16 protein-coding genes are annotated in these 19,639 nt (G+C 69.8%); 3 read left to right on the top strand and 13 right to left on the bottom strand.

All coding sequences use genetic code 11. The annotated features are described in order from the left end of the window. Positions 1-8 precede the first annotated feature (8 nt). The 4 genes from prfB to C1877_RS05255 form a co-directional block, all read right to left on the bottom strand. Entirely contained in the window at positions 9-1,100 is a 1,092-nt protein-coding gene (prfB, locus tag C1877_RS05270) for a peptide chain release factor 2 (protein ID WP_015538612.1), read from the bottom strand. Between the two features lie 7 nt (positions 1,101-1,107). Beyond that, entirely contained in the window at positions 1,108-3,921 is a 2,814-nt protein-coding gene (secA, locus tag C1877_RS05265; RefSeq protein WP_114568598.1) for a preprotein translocase subunit SecA, read from the bottom strand. A gap of 191 nt (positions 3,922-4,112) precedes the next feature. Beyond that, entirely contained in the window at positions 4,113-5,438 is a 1,326-nt protein-coding gene (locus C1877_RS05260) for a chloride channel protein (protein WP_015538611.1), read from the bottom strand. A gap of 11 nt (positions 5,439-5,449) precedes the next feature. Then, positions 5,450-6,454 (bottom strand): P1 family peptidase, encoded by a 1,005-nt coding sequence (locus C1877_RS05255; RefSeq protein WP_114568597.1) that lies wholly within the window; start codon positions 6,452-6,454, stop codon positions 5,450-5,452. A 223-nt stretch (positions 6,455-6,677) separates the two neighbouring features. Here C1877_RS05255 and C1877_RS05250 point away from each other — a divergent pair, with 223 nt between their 5' ends. From C1877_RS05250 to brnA, 3 genes are all read left to right on the top strand, one after another. Further along, complete coding sequence (locus tag C1877_RS05250; protein WP_114568596.1) at positions 6,678-9,305, top strand: AfsR/SARP family transcriptional regulator; 2,628 nt, start codon at positions 6,678-6,680, stop codon at positions 9,303-9,305. Between the two features lie 98 nt (positions 9,306-9,403). After that, on the top strand, positions 9,404-9,679 hold the full coding sequence (locus C1877_RS05245) for a BrnT family toxin (protein WP_015538610.1): 276 nt from the start codon (positions 9,404-9,406) through the stop codon (positions 9,677-9,679). Beyond that, entirely contained in the window at positions 9,654-9,917 is a 264-nt protein-coding gene (gene brnA / locus C1877_RS05240) for a type II toxin-antitoxin system BrnA family antitoxin (RefSeq protein WP_041238658.1), read from the top strand. Before C1877_RS05245 ends, brnA begins: the two co-directional genes overlap by 26 nt. 126 nt (positions 9,918-10,043) lie before the next feature. Here brnA and rsfS read toward each other — a convergent pair whose 3' ends face one another. The 9 genes from rsfS to polA form a co-directional block, all read right to left on the bottom strand. Then, positions 10,044-10,460, bottom strand: a complete 417-nt coding sequence (gene rsfS / locus C1877_RS05235) for a ribosome silencing factor (protein WP_041239860.1) — start codon at positions 10,458-10,460, stop codon at positions 10,044-10,046. A gap of 14 nt (positions 10,461-10,474) precedes the next feature. Then, positions 10,475-11,134 (bottom strand): bis(5'-nucleosyl)-tetraphosphatase (symmetrical) YqeK, encoded by a 660-nt coding sequence (gene yqeK / locus C1877_RS05230; protein WP_114568595.1) that lies wholly within the window; start codon positions 11,132-11,134, stop codon positions 10,475-10,477. Further along, on the bottom strand, positions 11,131-11,805 hold the full coding sequence (nadD, locus tag C1877_RS05225) for a nicotinate-nucleotide adenylyltransferase (protein WP_114568594.1): 675 nt from the start codon (positions 11,803-11,805) through the stop codon (positions 11,131-11,133). The genes yqeK and nadD overlap by 4 nt, the downstream gene beginning before the upstream one ends. After that, positions 11,805-13,097 carry a glutamate-5-semialdehyde dehydrogenase gene (locus C1877_RS05220; RefSeq protein WP_114568593.1) on the bottom strand — a complete coding sequence of 431 codons (1,293 nt, stop codon included), beginning with the start codon at positions 13,095-13,097 and terminating at the stop codon, positions 11,805-11,807. Before C1877_RS05220 ends, nadD begins: the two co-directional genes overlap by 1 nt. 12 nt (positions 13,098-13,109) lie before the next feature. Continuing rightward, a complete protein-coding gene (gene proB / locus C1877_RS05215) occupies positions 13,110-14,246 on the bottom strand; it encodes a glutamate 5-kinase (protein WP_114568592.1) in 1,137 nt (378 codons plus the stop codon). Continuing rightward, positions 14,246-15,640, bottom strand: coding sequence for a GTPase ObgE (gene obgE / locus C1877_RS05210; protein WP_114568591.1), 1,395 nt, complete (start codon positions 15,638-15,640; stop codon positions 14,246-14,248). The genes proB and obgE overlap by 1 nt, the downstream gene beginning before the upstream one ends. A 159-nt stretch (positions 15,641-15,799) precedes the next feature. After that, the gene (rpmA, locus tag C1877_RS05205) at positions 15,800-16,051 is read right to left on the bottom strand and encodes a 50S ribosomal protein L27 (protein WP_015538608.1); all 252 of its coding nucleotides are present in this window, start codon (positions 16,049-16,051) and stop codon (positions 15,800-15,802) included. Between the two features lie 18 nt (positions 16,052-16,069). Then, positions 16,070-16,462 carry a 50S ribosomal protein L21 gene (gene rplU / locus C1877_RS05200; RefSeq protein ID WP_015538607.1) on the bottom strand — a complete coding sequence of 131 codons (393 nt, stop codon included), beginning with the start codon at positions 16,460-16,462 and terminating at the stop codon, positions 16,070-16,072. A 356-nt stretch (positions 16,463-16,818) separates the two neighbouring features. Continuing rightward, on the bottom strand, positions 16,819-19,446 hold the full coding sequence (gene polA, locus C1877_RS05195) for a DNA polymerase I (protein WP_114568590.1): 2,628 nt from the start codon (positions 19,444-19,446) through the stop codon (positions 16,819-16,821). Positions 19,447-19,639 lie beyond the last annotated feature (193 nt).

The raw sequence follows: 19,639 nt of genomic DNA, 5'->3' as shown, positions 1-19,639 counted from the left end.
TCCTTCCATTATTGGGACACCCTCCATTTATGGTAGCCTATCACGAACTCCTCCAGATCGCCGTCGAGGACGGCGTCCACGTTGCCGGTCTCCACGCCGCTGCGCACGTCCTTCACCATCTGGTAGGGGTAGAGCACGTAGTTGCGGATCTGGCTGCCGAACGTGTTGTCCATGCGGTCGCCGCGCAGCTCGGCCAGCTCCTGCGCGCGCTTCTGCTCCTCGCGCTCGTAGAGCTTCGCCTTGAGCACGCGGAACGCCGCCTCCTTGTTCTGGAGCTGGGACTTCTCGTTCTGGCACGTCACCACGATGTTCGTAGGGATGTGCGTGAGGCGCACGGCGGAGTCGGTGGTGTTGACGCACTGGCCGCCGGGGCCGCTCGAGCGGTACACGTCCACGCGCACGTCGGCGGGGTTGAGGTCCACCTCGATGTCGTCGGGCAGTACGGGCAGCACCTCCACGCCGGCGAACGTGGTGTGGCGGCGCTTCTTGTCGTCGGTGGGGCTGATGCGCACGAGACGGTGCACGCCGTTCTCGCTCTTCAGCATGCCGAAGGCGTTGCGGCCCTCGATCTGGATGGTGGCCTTGTCGAGTCCTATGCCCTCGCCGGGCACCACGTCGAGGATCGTGACCTTCCAGTCCTTCTTCTCGGCGTAGCGCACGTACATGCGGTAGAGCATGTCGGTCCAGTCCTGGGCCTCGAGGCCGCCGGAGCCGGGGTTCACCGTGAGGATGGCGTCGCCGCCGTCGAAGCGCTCCGAGAACCACGAGGTGATCTCCAGCGCGTCCAGCAGGTCGGACAGGCGCGCCAGGGCGTCGTCGGCCTCCGCGGCGAAGGCCTCGTCCTCCCCCGCCAGCTCGAGCGCCGCCCGGGCGTCTTCCAAGAGCGCCGCAGCCTCGTCGTACTCGCGGATGGTCTCGCGCAGGTTCGAGGCCTGCTTCGAGACGCCCTGGGCATGCGCCGCATCGTCCCAGAACCCAGGGGCGGCTATCTCCTCGTCGAGCTTCGCGAGCTCGGCCGTCTTGTCGTCGATGTGCAGGAAGCCGTGCGCGTCGGTCACGCGCGCGGCCATATGCTCGATATCGTGTTCGCTGTCTGCCATGTTCGTCCTACTGGTTCGCGCCGTGGCACTTCTTGAACTTCTTGCCCGAGCCGCAGGGGCACGGGTCGTTGCGGCCCACGTTCGCGAAGGGGTCGTCCTTGTCCTTCTCGAACGTCTGCGGCTTCGCGGCCGCGGGCTTCGGCGGGGGCGCGGCCTGGCCGCCGGGGGCGGCGGCGGGGGCGGAGCGGCGTGCGGCGGCCACGCCCGTCTGCTCGAGCGCCTGCTCGGGCGACGAGTAGCTCACCTTGCCGTCGAGCGGGCTCTTCTCCTCGGCGAGCTGCGGGGCCTGCTGCACGGCAACCTGCAGGCGCAGCAGCGTGCGCAGGTAGTCCTCGTACATGGACGACGTGAGGTTCTGGAAGGCGTTGTAGGCCTCGTTCTTGTACTCCACGAGCGGGTCGCGCTGGCCGAACGCGCGCAGCCCGATGCCGGACTTGAGGTAGTCCATCTCCTGGAGGTGGGCCATCCAGCGCGTGTCGATGATGCGGAGCATGACCTGGCTCTCCAGCATCTTCATGACCGGCTCGCCCAGCTGCTCGGCCTTCTCGGCGTACACGCCGTCCAGGTACTCCACGAGCGCGTCGGCCAGAAGGCCCGGATCGTCCTCGTGGTCGACGCCGGCCACCTTGAAGTCGTCGCGGCCCGTCATGTTGGCGGCCCACGTCTCCACAGGCCTCACGTCCCAGTCGTCGGAAGGCGCCTTGTCGGGGCAGTTCTCCGCAACCACGGCCTCGGCCGCGTCGCGCACGATCTCGGGGATGCGCTCGGAGAGGTCCTTGCCGTCCAGGATGGCGTTGCGCTCGCCGTAGATGGCGGCGCGCTGCAGGTTCATGACGTCGTCGTACTCCAGCACGTTCTTACGGGCGGAGAAGTGCATGCTCTCCACCTGGCGCTGCGCGCTCTCGATGGCCTTCGACACCATGCCGGCCTGGATGGGCATGTCGTCGGGCATGTCGGTCTTCTCCATCATACGCCCGATGGAGTCCATGCGGTTGCCGCCGAACAGGCGCATGAGGTCGTCCTCGAGCGACAGGTAGAACTGCGTGGTGCCCGGGTCGCCCTGGCGGCCGGCGCGGCCGCGCAGCTGGTTGTCGATACGGCGCGACTCGTGGCGCTCGGTGCCGATGACGGTGAGGCCGCCGGCGGCTATGACCTGGTCGTGCTCGGCGGCGCACACGCGCTTCGCCTCGGCGAGCGCGGCGGCGCGCTGCTCGTCGGTGGGCGCGGGGGCCGCAGCCTCGTCGCTCTCGGCCGGCAGGTCGTCGGGGCTTCGGTCGGGGTCGAGCCCCTGCGCGCGCAGGGCGTCCTCGGCCATGACGTCGGGGTTGCCGCCGAGCAGGATGTCGGTGCCGCGGCCGGCCATGTTCGTGGCGATGGTAACGGCGCCCACGCGGCCGGCCTGCGCGATGATGTGCGCCTCGCGCTCGTGGTTCTTCGCGTTCAACGTCTCATGGCGGATGCCGCGCTTGTCGAGCAGGCGCGAGAGCTTCTCGGAGCTCTCGATGGACACGGTGCCGATGAGGCAGGGCTGGCCCTTCGCGTTGCGCGCGGCCACGTCGTCGGCGACGGCGTTGAACTTCGCCTCCACCGTGCGGTAGATGAGGTCGTCCTCGTCCTTTCGCGCGACGGGGCGGTTCGGCGGGATGGCCACGACGGGCAGCTTGTAGATCTCGCGGAACTCGGCATCCTCGGTCATGGCGGTGCCGGTCATGCCGGAGAGCTTCTCGTAGAGGCGGAAGTAATTCTGCAGCGTGATGGTGGCGAGCGTCTGGTTCTCCTCGCGCACGAGCACCTTTTCCTTGGCCTCCACCGCCTGGTGCAGGCCCTCCGACCAGCGGCGGCCCTCCATGATGCGGCCGGTGAACTCGTCGACGATCTTCACCTCGCCGTCCACCACGACGTAGTCCACGTCGCGGTGGAACAGGAACTGCGCCTTGAGCGCCTGCTGCAGGTGGTTGGCCAGCTGGCCCGACGGGTCGGCGTAGATGTCGTCGATCCCCAGCATGGACTCGATCTTCTCCAGGCCGCTCTCGGTGGCGTTGATGGTCTTCTTCGCCTCGTCCATGTCGAAGTCCACCTCGGGGACGAGACCGGGCATGACGCGCGCGAACTTGTTGTACGTCTCGGCCGCCTGCGTGCCGGCGCCCGAGATGATGAGCGGGGTGCGGGCCTCGTCGATGAGGATGGAGTCCACCTCGTCGACGATGGCGAAGTGGTGGCCGCGCTGCACGCGGGCCTCCGCGCGCGTGACCATGTTGTCGCGCAGGTAGTCGAAGCCGAACTCGGAGTTCGTGCCGTACGTGACCTCGGCCTGGTAGGCGGGGATCTTCTTGTCGGGGCGCATGCCGTTCTGGATGAGGCCCACGTTCATGCCCAGGAAGCGGTAGATCTGGCCCATCCACTCGCTGTCGCGGCGGGCCAGGTAGTCGTTCACGGTGACGATGTGCACGTTGTTGCCGTTGAGCGCGTTCAGGTAGCCGGCCAGCGTGGACACGAGCGTCTTGCCCTCGCCGGTCTTCATCTCGGCGATCTGCCCGTCGTTGAGCGCCATGCCGCCGATGAGCTGCACGTCGAAGTGGCGCAGGCCGAGCGTGCGCACTGATGCCTCGCGCACGGCAGCGAACGCCTCGGGCAGCAGGCTCTTCAGGTCCTCGCCGTTGTCGGCGCGCTCGCGGAAGGCGGCGGTGAGGGCGGCAAGCTCGGCATCCGATTTCGCCTGCATCCCGCCCTCGAGGGCGTTGACCTTCTGCACGAGCGCCTCGTAGTTCTTCAACTGCTTGCCCTCGCCGAGCGTCAGCAGCCTGGATAGGAATCCTGCCATGTGATGCGCCGTCCTTTTCTTGGCTTTGAACAGTACCTGCTACTCTAGCATAACGCGCCTGGCCTCAAAGGAAATCCACAGTGGCCGCAAGGCGTTGCCAGCAACCGATCGCCTATGCGGCGGCCGCACGGGCGACGCCCCCCGTGCGCCCTGCCGGCCTTGGGCCCGGCAAGCCCCGCGACGATCGGCCCCTAGCCCTCGGCTCCCTGCCCGGCGTCGGGCGCGGCGCCTTCCGCCTGCCCGCCGCCGTTTCCGCCCTTGTCCTTCCGCAGGGCCTTCGGAAGCGGGATGGCGGCGCCCAGGGCGGCGGCCAGGAACATGACCACGACGCCCTTGACGGGGAAGCACAGGAAAAGCAGCAGCACGGCCATGAGGGGCTGGCGCATGACGGCACCCACGAGGGCGGCCGTGCAGGCGCAGAGGCAGAACACCGGGTCGGCGCCGGTGAGGGCGGCCATGCCGTAGCCGATCGACACGCCCGCGAAGATGACGGGGAAGAAATGCCCGCCGCGCCAGCCGAAGCGGATGCACAGCGGCGTGATCATGACCTTCGCGAAGCCGGTGGCCAGAAGCGCGAGCGCCCCCATGGAGGTCCACACCTCGCCCAGCTGCTCGGCCTGCACCTCGCCGGCGAACATGGTGAACGGCAGCAGGATGCCGAGCACGGCCAGCACGAGGCCGGCGATGAGCGCCTTCGCCACAGGACGGTCGCCCATCTTCCCCGCCGCGCGCTCGAACAGGCCGTCGAACACGCAGAAGAGCCATCCCGCCGCCGCGCCCACGAACGCGAGCGGCAAAAGCCAGGCGAGCTCCGCCGTGCCGACGTGGATGTCGGTGAAGCGCGGCAGCGACATGCCGCCGCCGAACAGCGCCCCCAGCCCCATGAACGCGGCGAGCGCGCCCGCGATGGCGCAGAAGTACACGACGATCTTCGAGTTCTTCGGCAGCGTGATGGTGGCCGCCCCCTTGGGACCGTCCCCGCCCTCGCCGCCGTCCTTCCCGTCGCCGTAGAGCGGCGCCGCGAACCCGAACAGGGGGGCGGTGAAGATGGCCGAGAGCGCCGCCATGGTGCCCACGGACGTGAGCTGCTGGAAGTCGGCGCCGAAGCGCTTCATGCGGTCGCCCACCCAGGTGCAGATGCCCGCGACGGCGCCGGTGAGGCCCGCCTCGGGACCGATGGAGCCGCCGAAGAACAGCGGCAGCAGCGCGGCTATGGACATGACCCCCAGCTTGTCGTAGTCGTAGCGTCCGTCGCGCTTCACCTTCGCCATGACGGCGTCCAGGTCCTCGGGGTAGGGTCCGAAGCGCTTGGCGAAGAGGCCGACGACGAGGCCGCCTACGAGGCAGGCGGCCAAGGGGAAGTAGATGCCGAAGCGGCCCCCCACGTTGTCCCAGACGAACGAGATGCCCAGGTTCATGACGAACAGGAGCGCCCACACGAACGCGCCGGCCACCGACCCGGTCACCACGACCGAGAGGACGAACAGCGTGCGGTTCGCAAGCTTGGCGAGCTTCATCCGCGCCCCCCCTACCGGCCGGCAACCAGGTCACGGGCCGCCGGCAGGCCGCAGGCGCCCTCGGCTTGGCACACGGCACGCACGATGGCGCCCTGCATGGCCTCGCAGGCCAGCACAGATACCGCGTCGGGCAGCGCCTCAACCTCGCCGGACGCGAACGCGAACACGGTGTCGCCGTCGTTCAGGGTGTGCACGGGCTTGATGGCGCGGGCATAGGCGTCGTGGACGGTCGAGGCGGTCTTGGTCGCCTGGGCCTTCGTGAGCCGCGCGTTCGTGAGCACGACGCCGATGGTCGTGTTGGCGCAGGGCCCGCCGGCGGCGGGAGCCGTCCCGTCGCCGGCCGCCGCCGCAGCCGCCATCGCGCCGAACGCGGCGAGCGGGTCCATGACGTGCCCTTCGTCATCGCGGCAGCCGGCGATCCATGCGCCGTCTTCGTCGCGCACGTTGCCGAGCGCGTTCACGGCCACGACGGCCACCACCGCCAGCTCGCCGAGCGCGAGCCCGCAGATGCCCAGGCCCGCCTTCATGGCGCGCCCGCCGCCCAGGAGCTTGCCCACCGTGGCGCCGCAGCCGGCGCCCACGTTGCCCTCGGCCAGCGGCTCTTCGGGCGTGCGGGCGAACGCCGCGGCGCAGGCCTCGGCGCCCATGGCGGCGTCCGGGTGGGCATTCTCCCCCACCAGCAAATCGAAGAGGCAGGCCCCCACCACGATGGGCACGCGCGCGCCCTCCACGGGAAAGCCGATGCCGCGCGCCGCGAGCTCGTCCATGACGCCGGCGGAGGCGGCCAGCCCGAAGGCGCTGCCGCCGGCGAGCACCACGGCGTGCACGGCCTCGATCATGTTCTCGGGGCGCAGCAGGTCGGTCTCGCGGGTGGCGGGGCCGCCGCCGCGCACGTCCACGCCGCACACCGCGCCCTCGGGCGCCACGACCACCGTGCATCCGGTGGCGGCTCGGGGGTCCTGGGCGTGCCCGCAGCGGAAGGCGGGCAGGTCGGCGAGGGAGGCGGTTCGGAACATGGTTCTCTCCTTGCTCGGGTCGGGCGACAGTAGGCGGGCTGCAGCCATTGTACACCGTCCGCCTCGCCTGGCGGACGGTCGGGCAGGCGTTGTTCGCATGCCGAAAAGCCGTTTGCGCAACGCGGCGAACGAATGTCCGGGCTTGCTAATTGCTGACCTCGCCGCTATGATGATCGAATCCAACCGGGCCGATGCGCTGCCTCCGCGAGAGGAGCGTTTCCCTATGACCGGGTTCCTGAAGCAATCGTCCTGCAAGGGCCATCGTCCCAACCATCTGGCATCGCGCCGCCATTACCCGCGCCCCGACCTCATCGCGCGCCTGCTGCGCGAGCGCCATGTGGCGCGCTTCCTCGTGGCGCCCGAGGGCTTCGGCAAGACGGGGCTCGCCATGGAGTACGCCGACGTGGTGTTCTCGTTCGACCACGTGTTCTGGATCAACGGGAAGAGCCCCTGCTTTCTGCGCGACCTCGACCGGGGCATTATCGTGTCCTCGCTGACGGCGGCCGATGCCACATCGTTCCTCGCGGTGGTGGAGGACGTGCCGCCCCTCGATGCGGCCCGAGCCGCCGCGCTCTCCGGCGTGTTCGACGAGCTGCTGGGGCGCGGATGCGAGGTGCTGGCCACGTGCGCCCCCTCGTGCGACGCCTACGGGCCGCTTCAGCACGACCGCCTGAAGCTCTCCGCCGCCGACCTGCTGCTGGCCGATGCCGAGTTGGACGCCGCCCGCCCTGCCGACGACCGGGCCGCCCGCCCCGCTGCCGCCGTCCCGCCGACGGAGCGCGTGCCCGGGCTGGTGTGGGGGCCGGTCGGAGGAGAGGGCTCCTTCCTGGAGGACGCCTTGCGCGAGGAGCTGCCGGCCGACCTGCTGCTGGCCATGGCCACCATGCTCGTGCTGGGCAGGGGCTCCCTGTCCGACGTGGAGGCGTTCGGCCCGTGCGGGGAGGATCTGGCGGCGCTTATGGCGACAGGCTACCCCTACCTGGGCATCGACCGGCGTTGCGAGCGCTTCGAGACGCCCTGCTTCCCCGTGGAGGCCGTGGCGGGGGCGGTCGGCGGCAAGCTGGATGTCCTGGCCGCGCGCTCGCACCTTGCCGACCGCGATGCGCTCGCGGGGCGCTGGGCCGACGTGCTGCTGTCCCGCGCGCAGGGAGAGCGCGCGTGCGACCTCGTGGCGGCCCTGTGCTCGCGCGGTGCGCGCGCGGCGTGGCTCGCGGAGCGGTCGCGCACGCTCATGCGGCAGGCATGCGTGCTGCCGGCCCATCGGCTGCACGCGTCGCTCGGCCCGTCGGTCCCCTCTGGGAACGCCCAGCTCGAGCTGGGGGAGGCCGTGCGGCTTGCCGTGCTCGGCGACCTTGACGCAGCCCTTGCCGCCGCGCGGCGCATCGCTTCCGACTTGGGGGCGCCCGCCGGCATCCGCGCCCTCGCGGCGCTCGTGGTCGTGCGGGAGGGAAAGGGCTCCGCGCGCAAGCGGGCTCGCGAGGAGCTCGCACGGCTCGCCGGCCCCGGCGATACGGCCGACGTCGTGGGGACGGCGGGCAGGGGCGGCGCGGTGCGGCCCGACCCCGCTTTCTGGCGCCCGCTCGCGCAGGCGCAGCTTGCCCTGCTCGACGACCCCGCCTGGCTCGTGCACGGCGCCGCCGCGGCCGCCGAGGGAAGGCTCTCCACCGCGGACGGGGACGCGCTCGCCCTCGCGGCGGCCTGGGCGCTCGCGGAGGTGGCCGAGGGCCGCGGGGGCGTGGGCGCGGCGGATGCCGAGCAGGGCGCGGCGGCCCTAAGCCGCATCGACCGGTACGTCCGCAAGCGCCTCGCCGGCCTGGAAGGGCAAGGCGACCTGTTCGCCGCCGCGGCCGGCCTCGCCCTGGAGCGCGTCCGCGAGCGGGGCATCCTTCCCGCCTCCCCCGCGCTGCGCGCCGCCGAGGCCCTCGCGCTGCACCGCGCCGAGATGGAGCTGTTCTCCCAGCGCCGCGCCTTCGAGCGCTCAGCCCGCGAGAGCGCCGAGCGACGTGCGGAGCGCGCGGTCACGCGTCCCGACGCGTACCTCGACGGGCGCTACCTGCCCAAGGAGGGCCGCGCACCCACCATGGTGCCCCTGCTCACCGTCAACCTGTTCGGCGGGCTGGACGTGCGCATCGGCGACACCCCGGTCGATCCGGGCCGCTTCCGCCGCCAGAAGGTGAAGACGCTGCTGACGCTGCTCGTGCTGAACCGGGGCCGCGAGTTCCCGCGCGACCGCCTCGTGGGCATCATGTGGCCCGAGAGCGAGACGGACTCGGCGCGCAAGAACTTCTACTCGGTATGGTCGCATCTGCGCCGTGCGCTGTCGGGGCCGTCGGGCGCATGCCCCTACCTCGTACGCCAGCAGAACGGCTGCCGGTTGGACGAGCGCCTGATCGTCACCGACGTCGCGCGGTTCGACACCGTATGCCGCATGCTGCTGTTCGGCCAGCCGGGAGCCGACGGATGGGCGCAGCTCTACGCGGAGATCGACGAGGCGTTCGCCGACGACCTCATGCCGAGCGAGCAGGACAACGAGTTCGTCGTGCAAGCGCGCAAAGACCGCCGCATGCAGCTCGTGGACGCGCTGGTGGCAGCCGCCGACCGCCTCGTCGCGGCGGACGACGCGCAGGAGGGGCTGTGGTTCGCCCGCGCGGCGCTGCGCCGCGACCGCACCCGCGAGGACGCGTACACGGCCCTCATGCGCGCCCAGATCGCAGCCGGCCAGCGCACGGCCGCCCTCGAGACGTACTTCGAGTGCCGCCGCTTCCTGACCACCGAGCTGGGCATCGACCCGTCACTGGCCACCATGGAGCTCTACCGCAGCATCATCGAGACGGAGGAGCTGCTGGAGTGATGCGCACGGATGCGCGACACCGCCCTTGTACAACAGGATAGTTACAAGGATTGAAAGGTGCTTTCATGATATAGAAATTATATCAATAAGGGGTTATAATGGAATTCGAATACGACCCGCAAAAGAGCGCACGGAACCTCGCGAAGCACGGGATAGACTTCGGCGAGGCGCAGAGGCTGTGGGATGATAGGACGGTAGCGATCCCGTCCCTTGCTGATTGCGGAGAGGCGCGGTTCGTAGTGTTGGGCATGATAGACGGCAAGCACTGGTCGGCGGTGGTGACGTATCGAGGCGAGCGCGTCCGGATCATATCCGTGCGCCGCTCCCGAACGAAGGAGGCGAGGTGCTATGACAGCAAAGAGCTTGAGCACTGAGGAGTTCGACCGGATCTTTGACGAGGGCGAGGAGGACGTGCTCCAGTACTGCGACCTCGACAAGGCAGTAGTTTCCGACCCTGCGTTCGAGACCCGGCGCGTGAACGTGGACTTCCCCGCCTGGGTGGTGGAGGCGCTGGACCGCGAGGCGCGACGCATCGGCATCGGCCGCCAGGCCGTCATCAAGACGTGGATCGCCGAGCGCCTCGACGAGGAGGCATCCCGCCGCAGCGCCTGAGAGGCTGCGGGGCCTTCCCTCCAAGAGGGGGAAGGCCCCGCAAGGGGGAGGTCGGAAGGGCCCTCGGTCCTCCCCCGCAGCCTGCATTGCACCCGGGCGGGCATAAGAGCTCCCGCCCTGGTCCTGCTACTCCCTGCCCAGGAGCTTGGCGATGCGGTCGGAGTATTCGAGCTCGGTGAGCCCCGCCTCCTCGGCCAGGTCGATGACCGGGGCGTCGTTCCACAGGGCCTCCAGTCGGTAGTACTCGCGCGTCTCCGGCTGGAACACGTGCACCACGATGTCGCCGTAGTCCAGAAGCGACCACGTGCCGTCCTGCGTGCCCTCGCGGTGCAGCGGCTTGCAGCCGCCCTGCACGCGCTCGGCCTCCTCGATCTCGTCGACGATGGCCTCCACCTGGCGGTTGTTCGCCGCCGTGGCGATGACGAAGTAATCCGTCACGCCGATGAGGTCGCGCACCTCCTGCACCATGATGTCGGTGGCCTTCTTCGCGTCCGCCGCGCGCGCCGCGATGAGGGCGCGCTCCCGCGAGGTCTTCTCTTCCATCTTCTTCGGTTCGCTCACGCTGTTCCTTTCCTCCCTTTTCGTTCGTCCGCCGCGTCGTGCGAGCGGGCGAGGTAGTAGTTCCATATCTCGATGCTCTGCGGGTGGATGCGCTTGCGCCGCTCCACCAGGTTCAGGAACACATGCCTGAACGTTGCCAGGTACAGCTCCTCGAGCGGCACCTGGCCCGCAAGCGCGCGGATCTCGTCGAGCCCCGCGTAGTCGCGCCCCGGCTCGAGCGCGTCGGCGACGTAGACCACCATGTCCAGATCGGTCATGCCCACCGCGCCGGCCGTATGCCGCGCGATGGCCTGCACCACGTCGCGCGGCAGGCACGGGAACGCGCGGGCGAGCGCCGCCGCGGCCGTGGGACCGTGCAGCAGCCAGGGCATCTCCTCGAACACGTAGGGGTCGACCGCCAGCCCCAGCTCCTCCACGCGGGCGCGGATGCCGGCGTCGTCGTAGCCCTTGTCCCAGTCGTGCAGAAGCCCCGCGAGCCGCGCCTTGCGCTCGTCCACGCCGTAGGCGCGTGCCAGACGCGCGGCCGTACCCGCCACGCCGAGCGTGTGCTCGTACCGGCGGCGTCCCAAGCGCTCGCGCAGGTCGCGCTCGCGCGCCTCGAGGAACGCGTCCGACAGCGCGTCGGCGCAGCAGCCTGCCTCGTCCTCCCCGCTCATCGGCGCACCTCCCCCGCTGCCTCCGGGGCGTACAGGCCGTGCACGGCGATGTAGTCCAGCACGCGCTGCATGACCAGGTAGCGGATGGAACGCCCGGCGCGCACCCGTGCGCGCAGGTCGCTCGACGACACGGCCAGGGCCGTCACCTCGAGGTACGACACGTCGAAGCGGCCGTGCTCCTCGATCTCGCGCCTCCGCTCGGCCGTGAGCGCGTAGCCCGGCCGCGTGACGGCGATGAGGCGCGCCAGGTCGGCGATGGCGGCGCTCTCCCGCCACTGCACGATGTGCGCCACGGCGTCGGCCCCCGTGATGAAGTACAGCTCCACGTTTCCCGGGTAATGGCCGCGCAGCTCGCGCAGCGTGTCCACCGTGTACGTGTCGCCGCCGCGCTCGATCTCCATCGCGCTCACGCAGAAAGCCGGGTTGCTGGCCACGGCGAGACGGCACATGGCCAGGCGGTCGGCCGCCGGCGTGACGGCGCGGTCCTTCTTGAACACGGGCTTGCCGGCCGGCACGAACACGACGGCGTCCAGCCCGTAGGCCTCGCGCGCCTGCTCGGCCGTGGCCAGGTGCCCGATATGGATGGGGTCGAACGTGCCGCCCATGATGCCGAGGCGGGCCGGCGCGCCGTCCTGCCCCAGGTCGTCGAACCGCTCGCAGACAACCGCCACTACGCGCGCACCTGCCCGTCGCCGCGCAGCACGTACTTGTACGACGTGAGTGCCTCGAGCGCGAACGGCCCGCGGGCGTGCAGCTTCTGCGTGGAGATGCCGATCTCGGCACCCAGGCCGAACTGCCCGCCGTCGGTGAACGCCGTGGAGGCGTTCGCGTACACGGCGGCCGCATCGACGCGCGCGAGGAACGCCTCGATGGCCGCGGCGCCCGCCGGGTCGGCCGGGTCGGCCACGATGGCCTCGGAATGCTTCGTACCGTAGCGGTTCACGTGGTCCACGGCCTCGTCCACGCCGGCAACGCAGCGCACGGCCAGCTCGGGCGCCAGGTACTCGGTCGCCCAGTCGTCCTCGGTCGCCGGCTCGGCCTCGATGCCGCTCTCCGCCGCCACGGCGCGGGCGCGCTCGTCGGCGTGCAGGGCCACGCCCCGCTCGCGCAGGTCGGCGAGCACCGCAGGCAGGAACTTCTCGGCCGCCGCCTCGTCCACGAGCAGCGTCTCGGCCGCGTTGCACACCCCGTAGCGGCGGCACTTCGCGTTCACCACGATGGCGCGGGCCCGCTCGAGGTCGGCGCTCCCGTGCAGGTACACGTGGCAGTTGCCCGTGCCCGTCTCGATGACCGGCACCTTCGAGGTCTCCACGCAGTGGCGGATGAGCCCCGCGCCGCCGCGCGGGATGAGCACGTCAACCGTCCCGTGCAGCTGCATGAGCTCGTCGGCCGCCGCGCGGTCGGTGGAGGCCACGAGGCCGATGCACCCGCGCGGCATGCCGGCCCCCTCTGCGGCGTCGGCGAGCACGCGGGCCACCGCCTCGTTCGAGCGGGCCGCCATGCTCCCGCCGCGCAGCACCGCCGCGTTGCCGGACTTCAGGCAGATGCCCGCCGCGTCGGCCGTCACGTTCGGGCGCGCCTCATACACCACGGCCACCACGCCGAGCGGCACGCTCACGCGCTCGAGCTCGATGCCGCTCTCGAGTGTGCGCGCGTCCTGCACCCGGCCGAGCGGGTCGGGCAGCGCGGCGAGGTCCTCGAGCGCCGCCGCCATGCCCTCGATGCGCCCCTCGTCCAGCATGAGCCGGTCCACCAGGCTCTCCTTCGTGCCCGCCGCGCGCGCGGCCTCCACGTCCTCGGCGTTCGCCGCGACGATCTCCGCCGCATGCGCGCGCAACGCCGCCGCCATGGCCGCCAGCGCCGCGTTGCGCTCCTCGGCGCTCGTCTGCGCCAGCGCCCCGCTCGCGGCCCTCGCCGCCTCAGCGATGCGCCGCACCTCCTCGCGCACGGTTTCGTTCGCCATAGTCGATCCTCCCTACTCGAACACGATCAGCTCGTCGCGATGGACGAGCGGCTTGTCGGCCAGGCTCGCGAGCAGGCGGTTGGCCTGCAGCTCGGCGCGCGTGCGGCCGATGGCGAGCGCGGCCTCGTCGCACGAGAACGCCGCCTTGCCGCGGGCGAACAGGTGCCCCGAGCCGTCCTTGATGTCCACGACGTCGCCCGCCTCGAAGCGGCCTTCCACCGCGCTCACGCCCACCGACAGAAGCGAGCTCCCCCGGCCGACGAGCGCCGCCTTCGCGCCTTCGTCGACCACGAGCGCGCCGCGCGCCGCGTCGCCGAGGGCGATCCAAAGCTTCTTCGGCGTAATCTCGTGGGGCTTGCTTGCGGCGACGAAGCGGGTGCCCACGTCCTCGCCGCGCGCGGCGGCCACGATGGCTCCGGGGCGCCGCCCGTTGCACACGACCATGGGGATGCCCGCCACCATGAGCACGCGCGCGGCCTTGATCTTCGTGATCATGCCGCCCGAGCCCACGGTGGTGCCCGCCCCGCCTGCCACGGCCATGATCTCCGGGCCGATGGCCTCCACGCGGCCGATCAGCTTCGCCTCGGGGTTGAAGTGCGGGTTCGCGTCGAAGAGCCCCTCTATGTCCGAGAGGATGACCATGAGATCGGCTTCCACCAGGCATGCGACGAGCGCCGCGAGCGTGTCGTTGTCGCCGAAGCGGATCTGCTCCACTGACACGGTGTCGTTCTCGTTCACGATGGGAACGACGCCCAGGTCGAGCAGCCGGTCGAACGTGTCGCGCGCATGCAGGTACGCCTGGCGGTCGGCCGTGTCGCGGCGCGTGAGCAGCACCGTGGAGGTCACGATGCCGTGGGCGGCGAACGCCTCGGCGTAGGCCGTCGAGAGCGCGCTCTGCCCCACCGACGCCGCCGCCTGCAAGCTCGGCATGTCGTGCGGGCGCTTCTCTATGCCGAGCCGCTCGAGGCCGCAGGCGATGGCCGCCGACGTGACCACGACCGGATGCCATCCCGCCTCCTTGGCCTCGGCTATCTGCGCGGCCACCGCGGCCAGGTAGCCGTAGTCGATCTTGCTCTCCGACGTGGTGAGCGTCGATGAGCCTATCTTGATGACCAGGCGCTTTCCACGCCCGCCCTCTTCAGCCCTCATCACAGGTCGAGCTCCTTGAACATATCCTCCGCCGTGCGCGCCGACTCGAAGCCGAACGCGCGCCCGACGATGCGAATCTCGTCGCCGTCCACCGCGCCGGCGCGCTCGAGCGCCGTCTCCACGCCGAGGCGCTTCAAGCGGTGCTGCAAGAAGGCGATGGCCTCCTCGTTCTCCCAGTCGGTCTGCACCACCATGCGCTCGACCTGCGGGCCCGTGACGCGGAACACGCCGCCGCCCAGGTTCAACACCTCGAAGCGCTTGTCGCGCATCTCGCGCTTGTGCTCCCACACGTGGTCGTACTGCACGTCGGCGCCCAGGTCGGCCCGCGCGGCCTCGCGCAGCTCGTGCACCTTCGTGGCGATGGCGGCCTTGAGGCCGTCGACGCCCGCGCCGGTGAGCGCGCTGATGCGGTAGAGCTTCGGGTCGACGGGGCTCGGGGCGAACTCGTCGCCGCCCGCGGCCGCGATGGAGTCCTCGCGCACGCGCGCCGCCAGCCGCTCGGCCGCCTCCTCGGTGCCGGGCACGTCGGTCTTGTTCGCCACCACGATGCGCGGGCGCGCGGCCAGCTCGTCGGCGTAGAGCGCGAGCTCGCGGTTGATGATGTCGTAGTCCTCGAGCGGGTCGCGCCCCTCGTAGTCGCCCGTCAGGTCCACCACGTGCACGATGAGCGCCGTGCGCTCGATATGGCGCAGGAACTCGTGCCCCAGGCCGCGGCCCTCGTGAGCACCCTCGATAAGCCCGGGGATGTCGGCCACGACGAAGCTGTGATCGCCCGAGCGCGCCACGCCCAGGTTCGGCACGAGCGTGGTGAACGGGTAGTCGGCGATCTTCGGGCGCGCCGCGCTCATCTTCGCGATGAGCGACGACTTGCCGGCGCTCGGCATGCCCACGAGGGCCGCGTCGGCCATGAGCTTCATCTCCAGCTCGATCCAGCCCTCCTGGGACGGCTCGCCCAGCTCGGCGAACGCGGGCGCGCGCCGGGTCGGCGTCACGAAGTGGATGTTGCCGCGGCCGCCCATGCCGCCCTCGGCCACGGTGACGCGCTCGCCGTCGTGCGTGAGGTCGGCGATGAGCTCGCCCGTCTCCTTGGACTCCTCGAAGTACTCGCGCACCACCGTGCCCACGGGCACCTTGAGCACAAGGTCCTCGCCGGTGGCGCCATGCATGCGGCTGCCCTTGCCGTGCGTGCCGCGCTCGGCCTTGAAGTGGTGCTTGAAGCGGTACTCGATGAGCGAGGACAGGCCGGCATCGGCCTCCACCACCACGTTGCCGCCGTGGCCGCCGTCGCCGCCGTCGGGCCCGCCCTTCGGCACGTGGGCCTCGCGGCGGAACGACATGCAGCCCGCGCCGCCGTCGCCGCCCTTCACGTGTATGCGCACTTTGTCTATGAACACCTGGGCACCTCTATCTCCGTTCCGGTTCCGCATCGAGGGGAACCGGGGGACGAATTCCCTGATCTCGCAACTCGGATTGTATATGAAAAGTGCCCCCTGACGAGCAGGGGGCACGCGAAAACAGATAACGTTACGCAGTCGTGGAGCAGGTGGCTCGCCCTACGCCTCGGGGCGGACGTGCACCTTGTGCTTCGCACCCTTCGTGAACTCGATCTTGCCGTCGCACAGGGCGAACAGCGTGTCGTCCTTGCCGCGGCCGACGTTCTCGCCCGGATGGATGTGCGTGCCGCGCTGGCGAACGATAACGTTGCCCGTGTGCACCTCCTGGCCGCCGAACAACTTCACGCCGAGACGCTGCGCGTGGGAATCGCGGCCGTTACGGCTGGAACCGAGACCCTTCTTGTGTGCCATGGTATTCCCTCCCTTGCTTTATTCGGCGTCGACGGACGCGGGCTCTTCGGCCTTCTCGGCCTTCTTCGGGGCGGCCTTCTTGGCAACCTTCTTCTCGGCCTTGGCCGAGCCGACGGATTCGATCTCGACGCGCGTCAGCTGCTGGCGATGGCCGCGCAGCTTCTTGTAGTTCTTGCGCTTCTTGAACTTGAACACGAGCTGCTTCTCGCCCTTGAACTGTTCGAGCACGATGGCCGTGACCTTCGTGGCAGCGGCCTTGGCCGGATCGGCCTCGACCTTCTCGCCGTCGACGACGCAGATGGCCTCGAGCTCGACCTTCGCGCCGACCTCGGCATCGAGCTTCTCGATGTTCAGCTTGTCTCCGGGGGCAACCTTATACTGCTTGCCGCCCGTCTTTACGATTGCGTACATGAGTGTCTCCTTGTATGAAATAAAACGCAAGGCGATAGCTTACCAGCGGGATCGTAGCAAGTCAAGGTGATCTTATGCACAATCTCCGCGTATCATCGCACTCTTTCCGATGCTGTGCCTCCACAAAGCACAACGTTCATATGGTAGCAGATAATCATAGCCACACGCGGCGGCGTGGCATGTTTTTTCAGAATCTCACAGGTCCGACAAAGTCAGCGAGAAGCGTCGAGGGTGTGACAGGGGGACGGGGATAATGTCACGCTCCGCGACGCGCCACGACCGAGTGAAGCGAAAGAGAGCGTGACATTATCCCCGTCCCCCTGTCACACTCGCGTCGGCCGTACGGCGGCGGAACCTCAGTGCGACTCCGCCCAGCTTGCCCCCCAGGACACGTCGGCCACGAGGGGCACGCGGAGCTCCGCGACGCCCTCCATCACTTCCCTCACCATCGAGGACAGCGCCTCGATCTCGCCCTCGGGCACGCTGAAGTCCAGCTCGTCGTGCACCTGCAGGAGCAACCGGGCCTTGAAGCCCTCGGCCATGAGGCGGCGCTGCACCTCGGTCATGGCCAACTTGATGATGTCGGCGGCGCTGCCCTGCATGGGGTGGTTCATGGCCGTGCGCTCGCCGAAGCCGCGCGTGGCGGCGTTCGACGCCTTGAGCTCGGGAATATGGCGCTTGCGGCCGAACATCGTCTCCGCATAGCCCTTCGCCTTCGCCTCCTCGATCGTGGCGTCCAGGTAGGAGCGCACGCCGGGATACGCCGCGAAGTAGCGCTCGATCATCTCCTTCGCCTCGCCGAACGGGATGCCCAAGCTCTGCGACAGGCCGAACGCCTGCTGGCCGTACACGATGCCGAAGTTCACGGCCTTCGCGCGGCTGCGCAGCTCCGGCGTCACCTCCTCCACCGGCACGTCGAACACGCGCGCGGCCGTGGCGGCGTGGAAGTCCGCGCCCGAGCAGAACGCGACCACGAGGTGCTCGTCGCCCGAGAGGTGCGCGAGCAGGCGCAGCTCGATCTGCGAGTAGTCGGCCGACAGGAACCGCTCGTCGGGCGCGAGCGGCACGAAGCTCTCGCGTATCTGGCGGCCGAACTCGGTGCGCACGGGAATGTTCTGCAGGTTCGGGTCGGACGAGGACAAGCGGCCCGTGGTGGTGACCGTCTCGTTGAAGCAGGTGTGCACGCGCCCGTCGCCGGCGCGCATGCGTGGCAGCGCGTCGATGTAGGTGGACTTGATCTTCGCCAGCTCCCGGTAGCGCAGCACGAGGGCGGGCAGCTCGTGCACGGCGCACAGCTCCTTGAGCACCGCGGCGTCGGTGGAGTAGCCGCGCTGGTTCTTCTTGAGGGGCGTGAGCCCCAGCACCTCGAACAGGATGCGCGAGAGCTGCTTGGGGCTGTCGAGGTTGAACGTCTCCCCCGCCATGTCGAAGATGCGCGCCGAGAGCTCGTCGAGTTCGGCCTGCGTGCTGGCGCCGAGCTCCGCCAGGCGGTCGCAGTCGACGGCCGCGCCGGTGCGCTCCATGATGGCGAGCACGCCCACGAGCGGCAGGTCGATGTCGAAGTAGGCGCGGGTGCTGCCGTCGCGCCCGAGCGCCTCGGTGAGCGGGCCTACGAGCGTGCGGGCCGCGGCGGCCTGCACGCAGGCCAGGTCGGCCTCGGCCTTCGTCTCGGGCAGCACGCCGCCGCAGTAGGCGTCGAGCAGCGCGTCGTAGGAGTACTCAGTCACCGACGAGTTCAGCACGTAGCCGGCCAGCCCCAGGTCGAACGCGCGCATGCCCATGAGGTCGTCGTCGGATGCGAGCGCGGGCTCGGATGTATCGGCCGGGTAGACACGGTGCACGGCATGCTTCACGTCGAGCGCCGCGAACGAGCCCGCCGCCACGATGCGCGCGAACGCCGCGGGGCCGCCCTCGTCCTCGTAGAGCGCCGTGCCCTGCGTGGTGGAGACGGCGCACGTCAGGTCCACGTTGAAGAGCGACGCCTGCTCGGGCTCCACGAACGCCACGCCCACCGTCTCTCCGCGCGCGACGGCCGCGTCCACGAGGGCGTCGGCCTGCGAACCGGTCACGACGGGCTCCCACGACAGCGGGGCCGCCTTCTTCTCCAGCTCGCGTCCCACCAGCTTGAGCACGCGGCTCAGGTGGGCGTTGAACTGCACCTTCTTGAACGCCTCCGTCACGCGCTCCGGGTCGAACGACGGGAAGCAGCACTCCTCGAGATCGAGCGGGAAGTCCAGGTCGCACACGATGGTGGCCACCTCGCGGGAGAGAAACGCCATGTCCTTGTTGTCGACCATCCTCTCCTTCTGCTTGCCCTTGAGGTCGTCCACGTGCTCGTAGATGCCCTCCAGGTTCCCGTAGGCTTGCAGAAGCTTCGCGGCCGTCTTGTCGCCGATGCCGGGCACGCCGGGGATGTTGTCGGACGAGTCGCCCTTGAGGCCCAGGAAGTCGATGAACTGGTCGGGGCGCACGCCGTAGCGCTCCTCCACCTCGGCCGGGCCGTAGATGGCCACGTCGGTGATGCCCTTCTTCGTGGTGACGATGCGCGTCTTGTCGCTGGCCAGCTGGTAGGCGTCCTTGTCGCCCGTCACGAGCAGCGTCTCGTATCCCAGCTCCTCGTCGCGTGCGGCCACCGTGCCCAGGATGTCGTCACCCTCCCAGCCCTTGATGCGCACGACGGGCACGTCCATGGCCTCGAGCAGCTCCTCGATGATGGGGAACTGCACCTTCAGGTCGTCGTCCATGGGCGGGCGCTGCGCCTTGTACTGCTCGAGCGCTTTCATGCGGAAGGCGGGGCGGCCCGCGTCGAACGCGCAGATAATGGCGTCGGGGCTGGCCATGTCGATGAACTTGAGCAGCATGGCAAGAAAGCCGAACACGGCGTTCGTGGGCGTGCCGTCGGGAGCGTTCATCGTCTGCGGCACGGCATGGTAGGCGCGGTGCATGAGCGAGTTGCCGTCGATGACGGCGATCTTCTTCGGCATGGGGCGAGGTCCTCCGTCGGCTTGGATGTTAGGTTGACAAGTATAGCAGAGGGGCGTTGTCCGCTTCGGGGTCGGGCCGTGCCCAGTCGCTCGGGCAGTCCTGCTCGCACGAACAGCCCACCGGGCTGTTCGGCTCGTGCGGAACTCGCTTGGTGGGCACGGCCCGACCCCTAAGCTACTTTGATCTCCTCGA

The sequence above is a fragment of the Gordonibacter pamelaeae genome, assembly GCF_003340385.1.
Taxonomy (GTDB): Bacteria; Actinomycetota; Coriobacteriia; order Coriobacteriales; family Eggerthellaceae; genus Gordonibacter; species Gordonibacter pamelaeae.
This window is presented reverse-complemented; position numbering and strand designations above follow the sequence as displayed.

What these genes read in the sequence shown, in the direction of transcription:
- prfB (WP_015538612.1), bottom strand. Translation starts at nt 1,100, where the DNA reads ATGGCAGACAGCGAACACGATATCGAGCATATGGCCGCGCGCGTGACC.
- secA (WP_114568598.1), bottom strand. Translation starts at nt 3,921, where the DNA reads ATGGCAGGATTCCTATCCAGGCTGCTGACGCTCGGCGAGGGCAAGCAG.
- C1877_RS05260 (WP_015538611.1), bottom strand. Translation starts at nt 5,438, where the DNA reads ATGAAGCTCGCCAAGCTTGCGAACCGCACGCTGTTCGTCCTCTCGGTC.
- C1877_RS05255 (WP_114568597.1), bottom strand. Translation starts at nt 6,454, where the DNA reads ATGTTCCGAACCGCCTCCCTCGCCGACCTGCCCGCCTTCCGCTGCGGG.
- C1877_RS05250 (WP_114568596.1), top strand. Translation starts at nt 6,678, where the DNA reads ATGACCGGGTTCCTGAAGCAATCGTCCTGCAAGGGCCATCGTCCCAAC.
- C1877_RS05245 (WP_015538610.1), top strand. Translation starts at nt 9,404, where the DNA reads ATGGAATTCGAATACGACCCGCAAAAGAGCGCACGGAACCTCGCGAAG.
- brnA (WP_041238658.1), top strand. Translation starts at nt 9,654, where the DNA reads ATGACAGCAAAGAGCTTGAGCACTGAGGAGTTCGACCGGATCTTTGAC.
- rsfS (WP_041239860.1), bottom strand. Translation starts at nt 10,460, where the DNA reads ATGGAAGAGAAGACCTCGCGGGAGCGCGCCCTCATCGCGGCGCGCGCG.
- yqeK (WP_114568595.1), bottom strand. Translation starts at nt 11,134, where the DNA reads ATGAGCGGGGAGGACGAGGCAGGCTGCTGCGCCGACGCGCTGTCGGAC.
- C1877_RS05220 (WP_114568593.1), bottom strand. Translation starts at nt 13,097, where the DNA reads ATGGCGAACGAAACCGTGCGCGAGGAGGTGCGGCGCATCGCTGAGGCG.
- proB (WP_114568592.1), bottom strand. Translation starts at nt 14,246, where the DNA reads ATGAGGGCTGAAGAGGGCGGGCGTGGAAAGCGCCTGGTCATCAAGATA.
- rpmA (WP_015538608.1), bottom strand. Translation starts at nt 16,051, where the DNA reads ATGGCACACAAGAAGGGTCTCGGTTCCAGCCGTAACGGCCGCGATTCC.
- rplU (WP_015538607.1), bottom strand. Translation starts at nt 16,462, where the DNA reads ATGTACGCAATCGTAAAGACGGGCGGCAAGCAGTATAAGGTTGCCCCC.
- polA (WP_114568590.1), bottom strand. Translation starts at nt 19,446, where the DNA reads ATGCCGAAGAAGATCGCCGTCATCGACGGCAACTCGCTCATGCACCGC.